Annotated in this window: 18 protein-coding genes and 1 tRNA gene; 5 read left to right on the top strand and 14 right to left on the bottom strand. The window is 64.3% G+C overall.

Features of this window, described 5'->3' with window-relative positions:
- Positions 1–13 precede the first annotated feature (13 nt).
- From J2X67_RS05935 to J2X67_RS05925, 3 genes are all read right to left on the bottom strand, one after another.
- A complete protein-coding gene (locus J2X67_RS05935) occupies positions 14–1,543 on the bottom strand; it encodes a tripartite tricarboxylate transporter permease (RefSeq protein ID WP_281148264.1) in 1,530 nt (509 codons plus the stop codon).
- Between the two features lie 21 nt (positions 1,544–1,564).
- Positions 1,565–2,086 (bottom strand): tripartite tricarboxylate transporter TctB family protein, encoded by a 522-nt coding sequence (locus tag J2X67_RS05930; RefSeq protein ID WP_309951352.1) that lies wholly within the window; start codon positions 2,084–2,086, stop codon positions 1,565–1,567.
- A 122-nt stretch (positions 2,087–2,208) separates the two neighbouring features.
- Positions 2,209–3,231 carry a Bug family tripartite tricarboxylate transporter substrate binding protein gene (locus J2X67_RS05925; RefSeq protein WP_409050470.1) on the bottom strand — a complete coding sequence of 341 codons (1,023 nt, stop codon included), beginning with the start codon at positions 3,229–3,231 and terminating at the stop codon, positions 2,209–2,211.
- A gap of 292 nt (positions 3,232–3,523) precedes the next feature.
- On the opposite strand from J2X67_RS05925, the gene J2X67_RS05920 reads away from it, so the two are divergent.
- A complete protein-coding gene (locus tag J2X67_RS05920; protein ID WP_309951350.1) occupies positions 3,524–3,763 on the top strand; it encodes a hypothetical protein in 240 nt (79 codons plus the stop codon).
- 55 nt (positions 3,764–3,818) lie between these two features.
- Positions 3,819–3,893 (top strand) — tRNA-Arg (locus tag J2X67_RS05915).
- A gap of 507 nt (positions 3,894–4,400) precedes the next feature.
- Here the strand turns inward: J2X67_RS05915 and J2X67_RS05910 are convergent.
- Genes J2X67_RS05910 through J2X67_RS05900 form a run of 3 tightly spaced genes read right to left on the bottom strand, consistent with a single transcriptional unit; the run spans position 4,401 to position 7,098 of the window.
- Positions 4,401–5,228, bottom strand: coding sequence for an SDR family oxidoreductase (locus J2X67_RS05910; RefSeq protein ID WP_309951349.1), 828 nt, complete (start codon positions 5,226–5,228; stop codon positions 4,401–4,403).
- 23 nt (positions 5,229–5,251) lie between these two features.
- Positions 5,252–6,082 (bottom strand): alpha/beta hydrolase, encoded by an 831-nt coding sequence (locus J2X67_RS05905; RefSeq protein ID WP_309951348.1) that lies wholly within the window; start codon positions 6,080–6,082, stop codon positions 5,252–5,254.
- Between the two features lie 29 nt (positions 6,083–6,111).
- Entirely contained in the window at positions 6,112–7,098 is a 987-nt protein-coding gene (locus tag J2X67_RS05900; RefSeq protein WP_309951347.1) for an MDR family oxidoreductase, read from the bottom strand.
- Between the two features lie 180 nt (positions 7,099–7,278).
- On the opposite strand from J2X67_RS05900, the gene J2X67_RS05895 reads away from it, so the two are divergent.
- Entirely contained in the window at positions 7,279–7,863 is a 585-nt protein-coding gene (locus tag J2X67_RS05895) for a helix-turn-helix domain-containing protein (RefSeq protein ID WP_309951344.1), read from the top strand.
- A gap of 10 nt (positions 7,864–7,873) precedes the next feature.
- On the opposite strand, the gene J2X67_RS05890 is transcribed toward J2X67_RS05895, so the two are convergent.
- Entirely contained in the window at positions 7,874–8,089 is a 216-nt protein-coding gene (locus J2X67_RS05890; protein ID WP_309951342.1) for a hypothetical protein, read from the bottom strand.
- 161 nt (positions 8,090–8,250) lie between these two features.
- On the bottom strand, positions 8,251–8,631 hold the full coding sequence (locus J2X67_RS05885) for a hypothetical protein (protein ID WP_309951340.1): 381 nt from the start codon (positions 8,629–8,631) through the stop codon (positions 8,251–8,253).
- Positions 8,632–8,952: 321 nt separating this feature from the next.
- Between J2X67_RS05885 and J2X67_RS05880 the strand changes: the two genes are divergently transcribed.
- The gene (locus tag J2X67_RS05880) at positions 8,953–11,220 is read left to right on the top strand and encodes an EAL domain-containing protein (protein WP_309951338.1); all 2,268 of its coding nucleotides are present in this window, start codon (positions 8,953–8,955) and stop codon (positions 11,218–11,220) included.
- 254 nt (positions 11,221–11,474) lie between these two features.
- Here the strand turns inward: J2X67_RS05880 and J2X67_RS05875 are convergent, their stop codons facing one another.
- Genes J2X67_RS05875 through J2X67_RS05850 form a run of 6 tightly spaced genes read right to left on the bottom strand, consistent with a single transcriptional unit; the run spans position 11,475 to position 16,031 of the window.
- Positions 11,475–12,221 (bottom strand): lysophospholipid acyltransferase family protein, encoded by a 747-nt coding sequence (locus J2X67_RS05875; RefSeq protein WP_309951336.1) that lies wholly within the window; start codon positions 12,219–12,221, stop codon positions 11,475–11,477.
- 25 nt (positions 12,222–12,246) lie between these two features.
- Positions 12,247–13,530, bottom strand: coding sequence for a dihydroorotase (locus J2X67_RS05870; protein WP_309951334.1), 1,284 nt, complete (start codon positions 13,528–13,530; stop codon positions 12,247–12,249).
- Entirely contained in the window at positions 13,527–14,489 is a 963-nt protein-coding gene (locus J2X67_RS05865) for an aspartate carbamoyltransferase catalytic subunit (protein ID WP_126749375.1), read from the bottom strand. The genes J2X67_RS05870 and J2X67_RS05865 overlap by 4 nt, the downstream gene beginning before the upstream one ends.
- Positions 14,489–14,986, bottom strand: a complete 498-nt coding sequence (pyrR, locus tag J2X67_RS05860; protein ID WP_309951331.1) for a bifunctional pyr operon transcriptional regulator/uracil phosphoribosyltransferase PyrR — start codon at positions 14,984–14,986, stop codon at positions 14,489–14,491. Before pyrR ends, J2X67_RS05865 begins: the two co-directional genes overlap by 1 nt.
- A complete protein-coding gene (gene ruvX / locus J2X67_RS05855) occupies positions 14,983–15,432 on the bottom strand; it encodes a Holliday junction resolvase RuvX (RefSeq protein WP_157615946.1) in 450 nt (149 codons plus the stop codon). The genes pyrR and ruvX overlap by 4 nt, the downstream gene beginning before the upstream one ends.
- Entirely contained in the window at positions 15,432–16,031 is a 600-nt protein-coding gene (locus J2X67_RS05850; RefSeq protein WP_126749378.1) for a YqgE/AlgH family protein, read from the bottom strand. Before J2X67_RS05850 ends, ruvX begins: the two co-directional genes overlap by 1 nt.
- Between J2X67_RS05850 and J2X67_RS05845 the strand changes: the two genes are divergently transcribed.
- The gene (locus J2X67_RS05845) at positions 16,032–17,531 is read left to right on the top strand and encodes a deoxyribodipyrimidine photo-lyase (RefSeq protein WP_309951327.1); all 1,500 of its coding nucleotides are present in this window, start codon (positions 16,032–16,034) and stop codon (positions 17,529–17,531) included.
- Positions 17,532–17,544 lie beyond the last annotated feature (13 nt).

Below are 17,544 nucleotides of genomic sequence, written 5' to 3'. Positions count from 1 at the left end.
CGTTGTTCTCCGGTCAGTCCACGGGCCGTTCGACGGCAAACTCATCGGGCTTCTTGGGCTTGATGAAGGCCAGCACCTTGGAGATCAGCGGCCAGAACAGCAGCACCAGTGCCAGGGTGGTGATGCCGCCGACCAGCGCGTTCGAGAACATGATCGTCACGTCGCCCTGCGAGACCAGCATGGCCTGGCGGAACGAGTCTTCGGCCTTGTCGCCGAGCACCAGCGCCAGCACCAGCGGCGCCAACGGAAAGTCGAGCTTCTTGAACAGATACCCCACCACGCCGAAGCCGAGCATGAACCAGATGTCGAGCATGGCGTTGTGCACCGTGTACGCACCAATGGCGCAGATCACGATGATCACCGGCGCAATGATCGAGAACGGAATGCGCAGGATCGAAGCGAACAGCGGCACCGTGCTCAGCACCACGATGAGGCCGACGATGTTGCCCAGGTACATGCTGGCAATGAGCCCCCAGACAAAGTCTTTCTGCTCCACGAAGAGCAGCGGCCCGGGCTGCAAGCCCCAGATCAGCAGGCCGCCCAGCAGCACTGCGGCAGTGGGCGAACCCGGAATGCCCAGCGCCAGCATTGGCAACAACGCACTGGTGCCTGCGGCGTGCGCCGCAGTCTCGGGCGCAACCACGCCTTCCATCTGACCGGTGCCGAACTTGGAACCGCGCTTGGACATTTTCTTGGCCAGGCCATAGGCCATGAACGAAGCCGGCGTGGCGCCGCCGGGCGTAATGCCCATCCAGATGCCGATGAGCGAACTGCGCAGCGAGGTAACCCAGTATTGCGGCAGCTGCTTCCAGGTTTGCAGAACCACCTTCGGATCGATCTTCGCGGTCTTGCCCGAGAACTTGAGGCCCTCTTCCATCGACAGCAGGATTTCGCCGATGCCGAACAGGCCGATCACCGCAATCAGAAAGTCGAAGCCGCGCATCAGCTCGGGCTGGCCGAAGGTGAGCCGCAACTGGCCCGTGACCGTGTCCATGCCCACGCTGGCCAACGCAAAGCCGAGCGCCATCGACGCCAGGATCTTGAACGGCGACCCCTTGCCCATGCCCACGAAACTGCAGAAGGTGAGCAGGTACACCGCAAAGAATTCGGGCGAGCCGAACTTCAGCGCAAACTTGGCCACCAGCGGAGCGAGGAAGGTGATCATGATCACCGCCAGTAGCGCGCCGACGAACGACGACGTAAACGCCGTGGTCAGCGCCGCACCCGCGTTGCCCTGCTGCGCCATCGGGTACCCATCGAAGGTGGTGGCCACCGACCACGGTTCACCCGGTATGTTGAACAGGATGGAGGTAATGGCCCCGCCGAACAGCGCACCCCAGTAGATGCACGACAGCATGATGATCGCCGAGGTGGGCGACATCGTGAATGTGAGGGGCAGCAGGATGGCCACGCCATTGGCGCCGCCCAGGCCCGGGAGCACGCCAATCAGCACCCCCAGGATGATGCCGACGAACATCAGGCCGATGTTCATGGGGGTAAGGATCACCGAGAAGCCCTGCAGCAGGGCGCTGATTTCTTCCATTTCGCGTTTGCTCCGTGAAATTCAGTAGCCGAGGAATCGGAGGGGATCGAGTGCGCCCTTGAACAGCGGCACCTTGAACCACACCTCGAACATGAAGAAGAAAACCGTGTTGACGATCAACGCCGCAATGACGCTCTTCACCCACGAGTACTTGCCAAGAAACACCATGAACAGCGCGATGTAGATCGCCGATGCCACGTACAGGCCCAGCAGCGAAATCGCGAGCACATAGACCGTGGCCGGCAGCAGCACCGACAGCACGCGCTTGAGCTGCACGGAGTCGACGAAGACTTCGGTCTTCTTGTCTTTGCCAAGCAGCGCCTGGTACAGGATGCCGGCGCCGGAAACCGCGATGATTGCGCCGATGTAGAAAGGGAAGTAGCCCGCGCCGGGGCCGTCGCTGGTCCAGCCGGAGCCCAGCCTCTGGCTCTCGACAATGACCACGAGGCCTATGACCAGCAGGACCACCGCCACCACCGCCTCGACCACGTTGGTCGCTACGCCAGTGCGTACGGCGCCTTCGGAATTCTCGTCGTGCTCCATGGAGTCCTCATCGTTCGTGTGTATGTACCGAGAAAAAAACGAGAGTGCAGCGCCCTGCCCGCCGCCCGTCAGCCGCCGGCCGCGTCGTCAGGCAGGGAGCGCTGCAGGGCGCTCGATTGCTGCTACTTGTTGCTTGCCAGGAAACCGGCTTCGCTCATGAGCGTGCGGTGCGTGGCTTCTGCTTCGGTGAGCCACTTGGTGAAGGCGTCGCCCGTCATGAACGTCGGGTTGAACGCGCCCTTCTCCATGTATTCCTTCCAGTCGGGCGTGGCCGCGATCTTGGTCAGCAGGTCGACATAGAAAGCGCGCTGCTCGGGCGTGACGCCCGGGGCCATGAAAATGCCGCGCAGCATCGTGTACTTGGTGGGAACGCCGGCTTCCTTGCAGGTGGGAATGTCGTTCCACGACTGCGTGTCGGTCACCTTGGCCTTGAACGGCATGCGCTCGTCGTCGAACACGCACAGTGCGCGCAGCTTGCCTGCACGCCACTGGGCCACGGCCTCGATCGGGTTGTTGACGGTCGATTGCACGTGGCCGCCCACCAGCTGCACCGCCACTTCGCCGCCGCCCTTGAACGGCACGTAGATGAACTTGGTGCCGGTGGCCTTCTCTAGCGCCACGGTAATGATCTGATCCTCTTGCTTCGAGCCGGTGCCGGCCATCTTGAACTTGTTCGGGCCCGCAGCCTTGGCTGCCGCGATGTACTCCGAAGCGTTCTTGTAGGGCTGCTCGGCATTGGTCCACAGCACGAACTGGTCGAGCGCCATCATCGCAACCGGCGTCATGTCCTTCCAGTTGAAGGGCACGCCAGTGGCCATGGGCGTGGTGAACAGGTTGGACAGCGAGATGATGATCTTGTGCGGATCGCCCTTGGCCTCCTTCACCGCAAGGAAGCCCTCGGCGCCGGCGCCGCCGGACTTGTTGACGACGATCAGCGGCTCCTTCATGAGCTTGTACTTGATGACGATGCCTTGCAGCAATCGGCCCATCTGGTCGGCGCCTCCGCCCGTGCCCGCGGGAATCACGAACTCCACCGGCTTGGCGGGCTCCCACGCAGCAGCCGGCGCGGCGGCTGCAAGTGCCAGCATTGCGGCGGTAAAAACTTTTGCCCGGCAAGCGTGGGCGCGCGAAAAGAAGTTCTTCATCATGTTGTCTCCTGTGTAAGGGTGCGCTCTATTTTTTAAAGAATCTGAGCCGAGATGCGAACAGGGCAGATGGTGCGCGCAGCACGAACGTCGCTTGCTTGACCATGGTCAACTTTTCAAAGATTTTGTCTTGGGGTTAGCCCGCGCCGTGTGGTTGGACGAGCGCGCGAGCGTGTATGCGCAAGGACCGGCTCCTGGCTTGGCTCGGGCCAATTCCCCCGCTCCGGGGTATATGCGGGTAAACCCTAGAATAGAGGGGTCACCCCCACTCACCAGATCCAGGAGTCCCTTTATGTCTACCCTTGACCGATCGTCCAGCACGAGCACATTCGGCAATGGCTTGGCTGGCGCGCTCAAGGCGCTTGCAGAAGAAGCAAGCGTGCTCGTTCAGGCGTTGCTGAGCCCAGGCAAGATCATCAGCGAGGTCGAAGAAATGCGCGCCCTGCAAACGCGCGCCGATCGCATCGAGGCGTCCGACCCCGCACGCGCCGCCGTGCTGCGCTGGCACGCCTCGCGCGTGGGCTTGCGCTGAACCTCACCGGCCGGTTCGAAGCCCAACCGAACTGGTAAAGTTCGGGCCGTCCACCGTCTTCGTAGTTCAATGGATAGAACGGGGTCCTCCTAAGACTCAGATACAGGTTCGATTCCTGTCGAAGGCACCAGCAAGCGCGCCACCGGACTGGCGCTAGCCAGCTCCCCGACGCTCTCCCGACTCACGCCATGGAACGGCACATCAGCAGTGCCTTTCACGACTGCGGCGAACCGGACCTCGACCCTTGCGGCGGCCATTGTTCCTCCCGGGCGCGGAATGTGCCGCTCGTTGGCCCAGATGACTATTCGCCGAACCAGAACACGAGCCACGACGCTAGGGCAGCAAACATAGCCATTAGCACAAAGGCATCCCTCTGCCGCGGCAATCCGCGGCGACACAGGTGGCGTAGGCTGGACAGCATTCGACCCCTTGGAGCGATTGCTGCTGAGTTTGATGGGCAGACTTGATACGCGTCAATTCCACGATAGTTCATAAACTGGCGCTTACTGCAGAACGAAAGGCCACGAGTTCGAGTGCAGCAAACCAAGACGACATGGTTTGAGCTGAGTCATTCAGCGCGGCCAGGAGTCGATCAGCGGCGCGGCACGAATTCCTGGCGATAGCTGCCCGTTTCTCCTCAAGCCTCTCTTCGCGTCGGCAGCACGAACCGCGGCTTGCCGAGCACTTGCGTCGCCACCCGCGACGCGAACCTCCGCGTCAGGAAGCGCACACCAAAGCACGACAGCTTGTTGAAAAGGCCCGGCACCACCGTGCGCTTGCCTTGCAGCATTGCGCGGATTGCGGCGTGCGCCACAAACTCTGCGCTCTTCGTCGATGCGTTTGCGAGCCACGAGTAGTCGCCCCCGCCGGATGCGGCATGGAAGGCGGTGTCAGTGCCGCCGGGGCAGATGCAGGTCACCGACAGCGAGGTGGCGCGGTGCTCGTCATGGAGGCCCTCGCTGAAGTTGCGGACAAACGCCTTCGACGCGGCGTACAGCGCCATGTTCGGCACTGACTGGTATGCACCGGTGGACGCGATGTTCACCATGTGCGCAGGTGCGGTGCTTGTCTTGCGTGCATCGACGAAGCATCGCGCGAGCGCGACGAGCGAGGTCATGTTGAGCTGGATGAGTTCCGCGTCTCGCGCCCAGTCGACTTCGTCGAAGCGGCGGAAGTAGCCGAAGCCGGCATTGTTGACCAGGATATCTATCGGCCCGCCGGCGATTGCCTCGTTCCACAATGCGCGCGCCGCGTCGGGCTTGCCGAGATCTGCCGTGACGATCTCGACATTTACGCCCTTGCAGGTTGCCGCGACCGCTTCGAGCGCATCGCGGCGCCGCGCTGTCAGCACCAGGTCGACGCCAAGACTGGCGAGCTCACGCGCAATTGCCGCGCCAATGCCGCTGGATGCGCCGGTTACCAGCGCGCGCTTGCCGCCGACATCGACGGTGGTTTGTGTACCCAAGTCGCTCTCCTGTGTTGATCGTCTCAGTCGCCGAGGAAGGCCAGCGCCTTGGGCACGAACTCGCCGTGGTACTGAAAAATCCCGCCATGCCCGGCGTCCTTGTAGATCACCAGTTGCGAGCCAGCAATGCGCCGTGCCATGTCATGGCTGTTCACGGTGGGCAACATGATGTCGTTGTCGCCGTTGGCAATGAGCACCGGAATGCGGATGCGGCCGAGATCCTGCGGCGCCTGCCTGCCCCAGGCCTGGATGGCCTTCAGTTGGCGCAGGAAGGCACTTGGCGTCGGCCCCTTGTCCCGGTTCGCCTTGCGCTCCTTCAAGCGCTCCAGGAAGGCTTTCGCGGCCTGCCGGCCATTGGCCGTGGAGGTGAAGAACAGGTATGTCTTCGGATCCCGCAGCGTCAACAACCCCTTGACCATCAGCGGCCACGAAACCGCTCCGACTTTCGCGATGCCCGTGCCTCCCGCCGGCCCCGTGCCGGCCAGGATGAGCCGGCGCACGAGGTCGGGCGCCTTCAGCACGATGTCTTGCGCTACAAAGCCTCCAAGGGAGAAGCCGAGCAGATCGACCTTCTCGAAGCCCAGCGCGCGAACCAGTGCAATCGCATCGCTTGCCATGGCATCGATGGTGACGGGCGACGTACCGCCAGAAGCGCCGATTCCCCGGTAGTCGGTGGCAATAACGCGATGACTGCGTGCGAGTCCATCGACGATGCGTGGATCGAAATTGTCGAGTACGGCGCCCCAGTGGTTGAGCAGGACCAGCGGCACACCGTCACGCGGCCCCAAGTCTCGGTAGGCAAGCGTGATGCCCCTGACGTCGATGGATCGAGTGGGGGTGTCGATGTACGGCATGCTCGATCCTGGATGTTGATCGCGGTCAGTCACGCACGCACATCGACGATGGTGCGGCCCTGGACTTTTCCTGCGAGTACCTGGCTGGCGACTTCAGGCACTTGGGCCAGGCCAATCGCCCTGGTTGTGCGTTCAAGCTTTTGCAGATCCAGGTCGCTTGCCAACCGCGACCATGCCTGCAGCCGGGTCGGCTGCGGTGCATTCACAGAATCGATACCGGCGAGGGTGATGTTGCGCAGGATGAAGGGCAATACGGAAGCCGGCAGATCGGCGCCCTGTGCGAGGCCAAAGGCCGCGACCACGCCGCGATACCGCGTCTGCGCCAGGACGTTTGCCAGCGTATGGCTGCCGACTGAATCGACGGCCCCGGCCCATCGCTCCTTGGCGATTGGTGCCCCGGGCTCGGACAAGGTGCGGCGATCGATGACGTCTGCCGCACCCAGTTCGCGCAAATAGTCGGCTTCCTCCAGGCGCCCGGTCGAGGCGATCACGCGATAGCCGAGGCCCGACAACAGCGCGATTGCCACAGACCCGGCTCCGCCGTTCGCGCCGGTCACGAGCACATCGCCACGGTCAGGCGTGAGGCCACCGTGCTCCAGGGCGAGCACGGACAACATGGCGGTGAAGCCAGCGGTGCCGATGGCCATGGCGTCGCGAGTCGAAAAGACCTCCGGTATCTTGATGAGCCAATCACCGCTCACCCGCGCCTTCTGTGCAAAGCCGCCGTGATGCGTTTGGCTCAGTCCCCAGCCGGTCGCCAGCACACGGTCGCCGGCGGCAAGCCCGGGATAGGTCGACGACTCGACCACGCCGGCAAAGTCGATTCCCGGGATCAGCGGAAACTGGCGGATGACCGGGGAACGGCCACTGAGTGCCATCGCGTCCTTGTAGTTCACCGTCGAGTACTCGACCGAGACGGTGACATCGCCCGGCATCAGGTCCTGCTCGTTGAAGTCGACCAGGCTGGTTGAAATGGTGTCGCCGGTCTTGCCGGCGAGTAGTGCCTTGAATGTCATGTGCTGCCTCTTTTTTTTGAAAATGGCTGTCGGGCGTTGGAATCGGTGGGGTTCGAAAAGCTGAACGACGTAATGATGTCAATCATCATCTTTGCCGTCAAGGACTTTGATGATGATCGACATCAATGTATATTCATGGACTTCGCGGACGGCATACCCAACATCTAAAGAGATCTGGACATGAAGGTCACCAAAGCGCAGGCGCAGGCAAATCGCGCGCGCATCGTCGAGACTGCCTCTGCGCTGTTTCGCGAGCGCGGCTACGACGGCGTGGGGATTGCGGACTTGATGGCGGAGGCAGGCTTTACCCACGGCGGGTTCTACAAGCACTTCGGCTCCAAGACCGACCTGATGGCCGAAGCGGCTACTTGCGGTTTCGCGCAGACGGCAGCCAAGGCCGAAGGCGTCGGTGCAAAAGAATTCGTCGATCACTACCTGTCCCGCGCGCACCGCGACACGCCTGGCGAAGGTTGCACGATGGCCGCGCTGTGCGCAGACGCTGCGCGTCAGCCGCAGGCAGTCAAGACGGCTTTCGCAGCCGGCCTGGAAAACATGCTCGCGACCTTGGGAAGCCGGTCTGCGGGTGCGGAGAAAGGCGAGCCGGGCGGCGCGCGCGCCAAGCGAATCGAGGTCATTGCGCAGGTGATCGGCGCCATAGTGCTGTCGCGGGCCTGCCCTGACGACTCGCCACTGGCCGATGAAATTCTGGAAGCCTGCCGCGCGTCAGTGCCGGCCAGGCTCTCTTCGCCTTCAGCGCGTCGCTGACCTGAAACCCCTATTCCGGCGCAGCCGGCGTACGCAGGGCTGGTGACGCGGCCTGCTGCTGGCCTTGCACCGGCCCGATGAACGCAATCGGTCCCGGTGCGCCTGGGGTCTTGCGCCCGATGCCTCGCACGAGGTGGCGCGGGAGGTGGTGGGTTCTTCTGAACTGCTCCAGCGCCTCGCTGCGCGCTGGTTCGGAGGCCGGTAGAAACATCTGCAATACGCTCATGATGTCATCCCGTGAGGCCAGAAAAGAAGGTGGCTGGCTCGCCGTGGTCGAGGCGCAGTCTTCGGTTTGATACGGCCTCTGGCGTGGCCGCAGGCGGCATTATGGGCGCCTTGCGCCGGCACGCCACTACAGCCCCGCGGGCAGTAGTGTTGCTGCGATTTTCAGCTGCCGGAGCCCTCGCGCCGGGCGCTCTCTTCGGCAGCGCGGCGGCGGGCGCGGCGGGCGGCCAACTCGGCCGCGCGCTGCAGCGCACGCAGCTGAAAGGTCACATCGTGAATCTCGCCGACGAGGCCGAACTGCTTGCTGGCGTCAATGCGCTCGGCGCTGCCGCTTCGCCACTCCAGGGGGGTTGAAGCTGCTCTCGGACCGATGAGGTGCATCAGTTCGGCCACGCTGGCGGTAACGTCGTCGGCAGCGGCCCTGAGCGCGGAAGTCGCTGTATCGACATCGGTGTCGCGCTTCAGCATTGCGTCCTTCACGGTGGTGCGTACGGGCGGTCTCGGGCGCCTCTCCGTGCTTTGCTCCTGCATTTTCTTGTTCACGGCGTTGATTTCGAAAAGGAGTTCATTGCGCTGTTCGACGAACAGCGCCGGCGGGCGATCCGCCGACTTGAAGATGCGGATGCTACTGCCATTGCCGGACCCAAGCTGCGGACAGCCTCGTTCGCAGCCGCGGGGGCCAATGCATGAGCATGTTTCTTCGCGGCCACCGCATGGCCTTGAATAGGCGTCGAACCCAAGCCAGACGGCGCTTCGAAGTGTCTAATGCATCGATCATGTAAGGAGCCGCAACATGAGGCATTTGGTTCGCACGTGCGCAGCAATCACGTCCCGAATTGCGACGAGGGAGGCAGAAGAAGCCCGATGACCAAGCAGCAAAACCGGCGTATTCTGCTGGCGGACGACACGCCTGCAATTCACGAAGACTTCCGCAAGATTCTTCTGCCCCAGCCGGCGGCATCGGATCTGGACGACATGGAGGCTGCGCTGTTCGGCACTTCGGCAAAGCAGACCGCGGTCGACTTTGTGCTGCACACCGCCTACCAGGGGCAAGAAGCGCTTGCCAAGGTGCGCGAGGCACTGGACGCGGACCAGCCCTACGCCATGGCCTTCATCGACATGCGAATGCCCCCGGGCTGGGACGGCGTGGAGACGATCGAGCAGCTCTGGCTGGTGGACCCGCGCCTGCAGATCGTCATTTGCACCGCTTATGCAGACCAGTCGTGGGTGGAAGTGTTCGAGCGGCTGGACGCGCGCGACCGCCTGCTGGTGCTCAAGAAACCGTTCGACCCGATCGAGGTGCGGCAGCTGGCAAGTGCGCTCACCATGAAGTGGCAAATGACGCAGGACGCCGCCTTCAAGATGAACATGCTCGAGCAGGCTGTCGAAGAGCGCACCCGCGAGCTGTCGGATGCCAACATCATCGTGCAGAACAGCCCGACCATCCTGTACCGGCTGCGCGGCGAGCCGGCCTTTCCTCTGATCTACATCTCGCACAACATCACCAAGTTCGGCCACGATCCGGCCAGCCTCATGGCCAACCCGGACTGGGCAGATGTTCTGATCGACCCGGCCGACCGCGCGGGGGTTGCCGATGCAATGGCTCGCGTGCTCGAGAAGGACGCGGAAGGCGCCTCCATCGAATACCGGCTGTGCACAGGCGACGGCACGCGGCGGTGGGTGGAGAACCGCTATGTTCCGGTTCGCGACAAGGAAGGCAGGCTCATCGAGGTCGAGGGCATCGTCATCGACATTACCGAACGCAAGGCGGCGGAAGAGCAGTTGGCGCGGCTCGCGCGCACCGACGGGCTCACCGGCCTTGCAAACCGCGCCACGCTGACCGAACGCCTTCACCAGGCCCATGCGGCCGCACGCAGGGGCTCCGTGCCCTTTGCGCTGCACTATCTCGACCTGGATCATTTCAAGCCCGTGAACGACATGTACGGCCACCCCACGGGCGACCTGCTGTTGCGCGAGGTGGCCCAGCGCCTGAAGAATTGCACACGCGAAACCGATGTGGTGGCACGCCTGGGCGGCGACGAATTTGCGGTGCTGCAAAGTGAAATGGGCGAGCTCGCAGGTGCCGGCGCGCTGGCCGCAAAAATACAGGCGGAGCTGGCGCGCCCCTACATGCTCGCTGGCAACGAAGTGCATGTGTCCGTGAGCATCGGCATCTGCCCCTACATCGCTGGCAGCGCAGGGCCGGACGAAATGCTCGTGCAGGCAGACCTTGCGCTGTACCGGTCCAAGGAAGAGGGGCGCAACCAGTTCCACTTTCACTCCGAAGAAATCGACCATGAGGTGCGCGACCGCGTGGCGTTGGGCGAAGACTTGAAGAAGGCGATTGAACGCGAACAGCTGGAGCTCTACTACCAGCCGCAGGTCGAGCTGTCTTCCGGAAAAATCGTGGGAGTGGAAGCGCTGCTGCGCTGGAACCACCCGGAGCGCGGCTTGCTCGACGCAACCGCCTTCGTGCCCATTGCGGAACGAACCGGGGGCATCGTCATGCTCGGCCGGTGGGTGCTGAACGAAGCGTGCAAACAAATGAGCCTGTGGCGCGAACAGGGCGTGGCCCCGCCAGTGGTAGCGATCAACCTGTCGCTCGGGCAGCTCAGAAAAGGCGCCGAGCTGGTCCGCGACGTGGTCGACTCCCTTGCCAAATGGCAGCTCAACCCTTCCGACCTGGAGTTCGACGTGACGGAGTCGACGCTGGCCCAGATGACATGGAGCCACAACGAAGTGCTGCCGCAGTTGAGGGCGCTTGGCGTGCGGATTGCCATCGACGACTTCGGCACCGAATACTCGTCGTTCGAGTACCTGCGTACCTACCGCGTCAACCACCTGAAGATCGCGCAATCGATGCTCAAGAGAGCCATTGACGACCCCGACAGCGCGGCCACCGTGCGCGCCATCATGAACCTGGCGCGAGAGGCACGCATCGGCATCATCGTGGAGGGGCTGGAGACCGAAGCGCAGCGCGCGTTTCTCAATTCCACAGGCTCCACGACCCTGGCACAGGGCTATTACTTCAGCGAGGCCGTGGTCGCCAACGAGGCAGGCGACCTTCTGCGCTCGGGCACCATGGAGCAAAGCGAGCGCAGCAAGGAAGAGGGACAGGGCCGGGCCGGCTGAAAGCGGGCTACCACCTCGCGCCAAGCCGGCGATTGCCCGGCCTACGTATGTAGGCACTCGCCCACGCGCACGAACTGATTTCTCCCGCACGCTGCGGCCTGCGAAGGGTTCAACCTGCAGTCAAGCTCACACAGGCATCGCCCGATGTGCGGCTTTGCATTGCGGTTCCTCCTCACGGCGCATTCGTGCGTCGTTAAGCGCTCCCTCGGGAGCGCTTTTTTTGTGCAGATGCCGTGCCGTGCGTATCAGTCGTATCAGTGCGTTTCGCGGCGCAGCTGCTGCACGTCTTCATGCAGCGACAGCGCCCAGGCACGGCGCTCGCGGCCCAGCGAGGGCTGCGGCTCGCCGAAGCGCACGATGGCCAAGAGGGGCGGCGCGCGAAGCGTGTTCCAGAGCGAGGTGAGCAGGTTGTCGTCGTCGATGTAGCGCGGCGCCTGGCTTGTTTCTCCGGTGGCCGCGTCGGCAAAGCGCAGCGCGGCGGGCAGCACCGGTGCGCCCGACGAAATGGCGGCCTGCAGCAGGTTGGCATGAAAGGGCAGCAACCCTTGCCCGTCGCTTGTCGTGCCTTCGGGAAACACGCCGATGCGGTCCCCGCCTTGCAAAGCCTCTGTCATGTGATGCACCACGCGCATTGCATCGCGGCGGCGTTCGCGCTCGATATAGAGCGAGCCCGCGCCGGTGGAAAGCGTGCCGATCACCGGCCAGCGCTTCACGCCCGCCTTCGAGACAAAACGCACGTGGCACGCAGCGTGGATGGTGGAAATGTCCAGCCACGAGAGATGGTTGCAAATGACCAGCACCGGCCCCTTTGCGGGCGGCGTGCCCTGCACCTTGAGCGTGACGCCCATGATCTCGAGCAGGCGCCGCGACCATTGCTGCACCCGCAGGTGGCGCTCTTCCTCCGAAAGGCCCGGAAAGGCGAAGCGGATCGTCCACCATCCGCCGAGTGCGTGCCCCACCGCATGCAGCAGGCGCCAGCAGGCCTTCAGCGAACGGATCATCGAGACGTGCGCCCTCTTCTTTTCATCAGCCATGAACCACGCGGCCCGCGACCAGGGTGTGGCGCGCACGCCCCTGGAGCGGGTAGCCCGCGAAAGGCGTGTGCTTGCCCTGGCTCTTGAGCGCATCGGGCTGCACCTGCCATTCGAGGGCCGGATCGAACACGCACAGGTCGGCCACGCCACCCTCTGCGAGGCGCCCGATGCCGGTGCCCGCATCTGCGGCCGCCAGCAGTCGCGCAGGCGCGGAGGTGATCACTTCGAGCGCGCGCGCCATGCCGGCGCCGCTGCGCTCGCCCCATTGCAACGCCAGCGGCAGCAGCAGCTCGAGCCCGGTCGCGCCGGGTTCGGCTTCGGCAAAGGGCAGCGTCTTGGCGTCGGCCTCGACCGGCGTGTGGTCGGACACCAGCGCGTCGATGGTGCCATCGGCCAGCGCGGCCGAAAGCGCGTCGCGGTCGCCCTGCTGGCGCAGCGGCGGGTTCAGGCGCGCGCGGCTGTCGAAAAAGCCGATGTCGGTGTCTGCCAGGTGCAGCGAATTGATGCTCACGTCGCAGGTGAGCGGCAGGCCTTGCGCCTTGGCTTCGCGGACCAGCGCCACGCCCCGGGCGCTCGAAATGCGGCACAGGTGCACGCGCGCGCCGGTGCTCTTCATGAGCTCGATGATGGTGAAGATGGCGATGGATTCGGCCGACACGGGCACACCGGACAGGCCGAGCCGCGTGGCAAGCGGGCCGCTGGCGGCCACACCCTTGCCCAGGTCGCGGTCCTGCGGGCGCAGCCACACGGTGTAGCCGAAGGTGCTTGCGTAGAGCAATGCGCGCTGCAGTACCTGGGTGTCTGCCAGCGGCACGTCGGCCTGGCTGAAGCCGATGCAGCCGGCTTCGGTGAGCTCGGCCATTTCAGTGAGCACGCCACCGGCCAGGCTGCGCGTCAGCGCACCCAGGGGAAACAGGCGTGCACCCTGCAGCTTCTCTGCGCGGAACTTGAGCATTTCGACCAGGCCGGGCTCGTCGAGCACGGGGTCGGTGTCTGGCGGGCACACGAGGCTGGTTACACCGCCCGCAATGGCGGCGGCCATTTCGCTTTCGAGCATGCCCTCGTGTTCGTAGCCGGGCTCGCGCAGGCGCGCGGCCAGGTCGACGAGGCCGGGGGCGACGATGCAGCCCGCGGCGTCGATGGTGCGATCGGCCTTGAAGCCGGCCGGCGCGCTGCCGATGCTGGCGATCTTGCCGCCGGCGATGGCGATGTCGGCTTTCTTGTCGGTGCCAGAGGCGGGATCGACCACGCGGCCGTTGATGATCAGTGTGTTCATGCTTCGTTACCTGCGACGATGCTCATGACCGCCATACGCACGGCGATGCCGAAGGTGACCTGTGGAAGGATCACGCTCTGCCTGCCGTCGACCACGGCGGAGTCGATCTCGACGCCCCGGTTGATCGGACCCGGATGCATCACGATGGCATCGGGCTTGGCCAGCTGCAGCTTCTCGGGCGTGAGGCCGTAGGTCTTGAAGAACTCCTGCGACGAGGGCAGCAGCGCGCCGCTCATGCGCTCGTTCTGCAGGCGCAGCATGATGATGACGTCGCAGTCCTTGATGCCTTCTTCGAGCGTGTGGCACACGCGCACCCCCATGCCGGCCATGTCGCCGGGCACCAAGGTCTTGGGACCGACCACGCGCACCTCGGCGCAGCCGAGCGTGGTGAGCGCATGAATGTCGGAGCGCGCCACGCGCGAATGCAGCACGTCGCCGACGATGGCGACCGTGAGGTTCGCAAAGTCTTTCTTGTAGTGGCGGATCGTGTACATGTCGAGCAGCCCCTGGGTGGGGTGTGCGTGGCGGCCGTCGCCGGCGTTGACCACGTGCACGTGGGGTGCCACATGCTGCGCGATGAGGTAGGGCGCGCCCGATTCGCTGTGGCGCACCACGAACAGGTCGGCGGCCATTGCGCTCAGGTTGGCGATGGTGTCGAGCAGCGATTCGCCCTTGGTGGCCGACGAGCGCGCAATGTCGAGGTTGATGACGTCGGCAGACAGGCGCTTGGCCGCGATCTCGAAGGTGGTGCGGGTGCGGGTGCTGTTCTCGAAGAACAGGTTGAACACGCTCTTGCCGCGCAGGAGTGGCACCTTCTTCACCTCGCGGTCGCTCACGCTCGTGAAGTTGGCGGCGGTATCGAGAATGTGCGTGACGATGTCCTTGGGCAGGCCCTCGATCGACAGCAGGTGAATCAGTTCGCCGTTCTTGTTGAGCTGCGGATTTCGCTTGTAGAGCATCAGCTGTTCTCCTCGACCTTGAGGCTGAAGGCCCCGTCGTCTGCGCGGGCCAGTGCGAGCAGCTGCGTATCGGGCAGCGTGAGTTTCGCGGCGGCAAAATCGGCCGCCACCGGCAGTTCGCGCCCGCCGCGGTCGACCAGCACCGCAAGCCGCACGCACGCCGGGCGGCCAAAGTCGAACAACTCGTTGAGCACCGCGCGAATGGTGCGGCCGGTGTAGAGCACATCGTCCAGCAGCAGCACGTCGGCGCCGTTCACGTCGAAGGGGAGCGCGGTCTGCGCGCTGGCTGACAAGCCCCGGCGCGCGAAATCGTCGCGGTGCATGGCCGACGAAATGACGCCCGGCGCGCCGGCAAGGCCCAGGTCTTTTTGCAGCCGCTCCACCAGCCAGGCGCCGCCGGAGGTAATACCCACCAGCTTTGTCTCTGCGCGCATCAGCGCTTTCACGCCGTTCAGCAGCTCTTTGTAGAGCGCTTCGGCATCGGGTATTGAACTCACGGGAGACTCCTCAAAAATTGCTCCAGGATGATGCAGGCCGATGCGGCATCGGCGTCGCGCGCGCCCGAAGCCAGCGCCTCGGTGGTGCTGTAGCGCTCGTCGACCTCGAACACCTGGAGGTTGAAACGGCCGCGCAGCTGGCGCGCAAACTTCTGCGCGCGGCGGGTGTTTTCGTGGGGGGCGCCGTCGGGGTGATACGGCACACCGACAACCAGGGCATCGGGCTGCCATTCCTTGATGCGCGCCTCGACTTGCGCAAAGCGGGCATCGCCCTCGGCCTTGATGGTGGCCTGGGGGGTGGCGGCGCCGAGCAAGCGGTTTCCGCTCGCGACGCCGGTTCGCTTCAGGCCGAAATCGAAGGCCAGGAAGCTCTGAAAATGGGAAGGAACGGCAACGGAAACAGGGGAAGCGGAGGGAACGGGAGCGTCTGGCATGGCAGCGGCCATCACGCGTGTCCCGCTTCCGGCGACAGTTTCCAGGCCTCCAGGCCCAGCAGCATCAGCGCCTTGTCGTAGCGCTGCTCGATGGGGGTGTCGAAGATCACGGCCGGATCGGCGCTCACGGTGAGCCAGCTGTTTTCAGCCAGTTCCGATTCGAGCTGGCCTTCGCCCCAGGCCGAATAGCCCAGCGAAACCAGCACCTTGCGCGGCCCCGCGCCGGTGGCCAGGGCCTCCAGCACGTCCTTGGAGGTGGTCATTTCAAGACCGCCCGGAATGGTCATGGTCGAGGCGTAGACCGACTCTTCGGGCTTCTCGGCATGGGAGAACACCGGCTCGTGCAGCACGAAGCCGCGCTCGGTCTGCACCGGGCCACCCTGGAAAACCGGGGCGTCGCCGAGTTCGGGGCGTGCCAGGTGGAGCTCGATTTTCTCGAACAACACCTTGAGGTTGATGTCGCTGGGCTTGTTGATCACAAGGCCGAGCGCACCGCGCTCGCTGTGCTCGCAGAGGTAGACGACGCTGCGGTTGAAAGTTTTATCTTCCATCCCCGGCATCGCTATCAAAAAGTGATGCGTGAGGTTCATCGGGGCAGAATCGGAAGCCATATGCCGCCGATTTTACTGGCCGTCGACAAGACCTATCCCAAAGGGCTCATGTGGTTCCGCCGCGACCTGCGCGTGGACGACAACGCAGCCCTCTACCACGCCCTGCGGGCCTGCCGCCAGGTGGTGTGCGTTTTTGTGTTCGACCGCGCCATTCTGGAACCCCTGCCCCGCGCCGACCGGCGGGTGGAATTCATCCGCGAGTCGCTCGTGGAGCTCGATGACGAGCTGCGCGACCTGAGCGGCGGGCTCATCGTGCGCCATGCCGCCGCAGTCGATGAAATTCCGGCGCTGGCGCACGCGTTGGACGTGCAGGCCGTTTTTGCCAACCGCGACGACGAGCCCGACGCGCTGGCCCGCGATGCCCAGGTGCTCGGAGCCTTGGCCAACGCGGGCGTGGCTTTTCATACCTACAAGGACTCCACCGTTTTCGACCGCGACGAGGTGATGACCAAGACCGGCCAGCCTTACACGGTCTTCACGCCCTACAAGCGGGCCTGGCTGGCCAAGGTGGACCCGTTCTTTCTCAAGTCGTACCCGGTTCGGGCATACGCCGACGCGCTGGCCGCGCCGCCCGAGGCCTGGCGCGCGCCGGTGCCCTTGCTCGAGGAGATCGGCTTTCAGGAAACCAACCTTTCCGAACTCGAGATTCCCACCGGCACCCAGGGGGCGGCGGCGCTGTTCGAAGACTTTTTCCAGCGCATCGACCGCTACGACGCGGCGCGCAACTTTCCGGCAGTGCGGGGCCCCAGCTACCTGGGTGTGCACCTGCGCTTTGGCACCGTGTCGATCCGGCAGGTGGCCGGGGTGGCGCACCAGCTCTCGCTGCAGGGCGACACGGGAGCGGCAACCTGGCTCAGCGAACTGATCTGGCGGGAGTTCTACTTTCAGATCCTGGCGCATTTTCCGCATGTGCATTCGGGCGGCGAATCGAAGAGCTTTCGCCCCGAGTACGACAAGATCCAGTGGCACCACGGCAAGCATGCCGACCAGCTGTTCGAGGCCTGGTGCCAGGGCCGCACGGGCTACCCGCTGATAGACGCGGCGATGTTGCAGATCAACCAGAGCGGCTACATGCACAACCGCCTGCGCATGGTGACGGCAAGCTTTCTCTGCAAGGACCTGGGGCTGGACTGGCGGCGCGGCGAGCGCTACTTTGCGTTGCACCTGAACGATTTCGAGCTGGCCTCGAACAACGGCGGCTGGCAATGGGCAAGCTCCAGCGGCTGCGACGCGCAGCCGTACTTCCGCATCTTCAACCCGGTAACGCAGAGCGAGCGCTTCGACCCCGAGGGCAAGTTCATCCGCCGCTACCTGCCGCAACTGGCGGGCCTTTCGAATGCCGCAATCCATTCGCCCTGGACGGCCTCGCCGGTGGAGCTGGAGGCGGCAGGCATCAAGCTTGGCGAGACCTACCCCAAGCCGGTGGTCGACCACGCCGAGGCACGCGAGAAAACGCTGCAGCGCTACGGCGTGGCGCGAGCCAAGGCGCTGCAAAAATAAAGGGGCCCGGCGG

The organism is Variovorax sp. 3319 (genome assembly GCF_031456585.1).
Classification (GTDB): Bacteria; Pseudomonadota; Gammaproteobacteria; order Burkholderiales; family Burkholderiaceae_C; genus Variovorax; species Variovorax paradoxus_P.
Note: the sequence above shows the minus strand (reverse complement) of the source record. Positions and strands in the feature narration are given on the sequence as shown.

What these genes read in the sequence shown, in the direction of transcription:
- J2X67_RS05865 (WP_126749375.1), bottom strand. Translation starts at nt 14,489, where the DNA reads ATGCTCTACAAGCGAAATCCGCAGCTCAACAAGAACGGCGAACTGATT.
- J2X67_RS05905 (WP_309951348.1), bottom strand. Translation starts at nt 6,082, where the DNA reads ATGCCGTACATCGACACCCCCACTCGATCCATCGACGTCAGGGGCATC.
- J2X67_RS05920 (WP_309951350.1), top strand. Translation starts at nt 3,524, where the DNA reads ATGTCTACCCTTGACCGATCGTCCAGCACGAGCACATTCGGCAATGGC.
- J2X67_RS05875 (WP_309951336.1), bottom strand. Translation starts at nt 12,221, where the DNA reads ATGATCCGTTCGCTGAAGGCCTGCTGGCGCCTGCTGCATGCGGTGGGG.
- J2X67_RS05890 (WP_309951342.1), bottom strand. Translation starts at nt 8,089, where the DNA reads ATGAGCGTATTGCAGATGTTTCTACCGGCCTCCGAACCAGCGCGCAGC.
- J2X67_RS05870 (WP_309951334.1), bottom strand. Translation starts at nt 13,530, where the DNA reads ATGAACACACTGATCATCAACGGCCGCGTGGTCGATCCCGCCTCTGGC.
- J2X67_RS05845 (WP_309951327.1), top strand. Translation starts at nt 16,032, where the DNA reads ATGCCGCCGATTTTACTGGCCGTCGACAAGACCTATCCCAAAGGGCTC.
- J2X67_RS05900 (WP_309951347.1), bottom strand. Translation starts at nt 7,098, where the DNA reads ATGACATTCAAGGCACTACTCGCCGGCAAGACCGGCGACACCATTTCA.
- J2X67_RS05880 (WP_309951338.1), top strand. Translation starts at nt 8,953, where the DNA reads ATGACCAAGCAGCAAAACCGGCGTATTCTGCTGGCGGACGACACGCCT.
- J2X67_RS05930 (WP_309951352.1), bottom strand. Translation starts at nt 2,086, where the DNA reads ATGGAGCACGACGAGAATTCCGAAGGCGCCGTACGCACTGGCGTAGCG.
- J2X67_RS05925 (WP_409050470.1), bottom strand. Translation starts at nt 3,231, where the DNA reads ATGAAGAACTTCTTTTCGCGCGCCCACGCTTGCCGGGCAAAAGTTTTT.
- J2X67_RS05935 (WP_281148264.1), bottom strand. Translation starts at nt 1,543, where the DNA reads ATGGAAGAAATCAGCGCCCTGCTGCAGGGCTTCTCGGTGATCCTTACC.
- ruvX (WP_157615946.1), bottom strand. Translation starts at nt 15,432, where the DNA reads ATGGCCGCTGCCATGCCAGACGCTCCCGTTCCCTCCGCTTCCCCTGTT.
- J2X67_RS05895 (WP_309951344.1), top strand. Translation starts at nt 7,279, where the DNA reads ATGAAGGTCACCAAAGCGCAGGCGCAGGCAAATCGCGCGCGCATCGTC.
- J2X67_RS05850 (WP_126749378.1), bottom strand. Translation starts at nt 16,031, where the DNA reads ATGGCTTCCGATTCTGCCCCGATGAACCTCACGCATCACTTTTTGATA.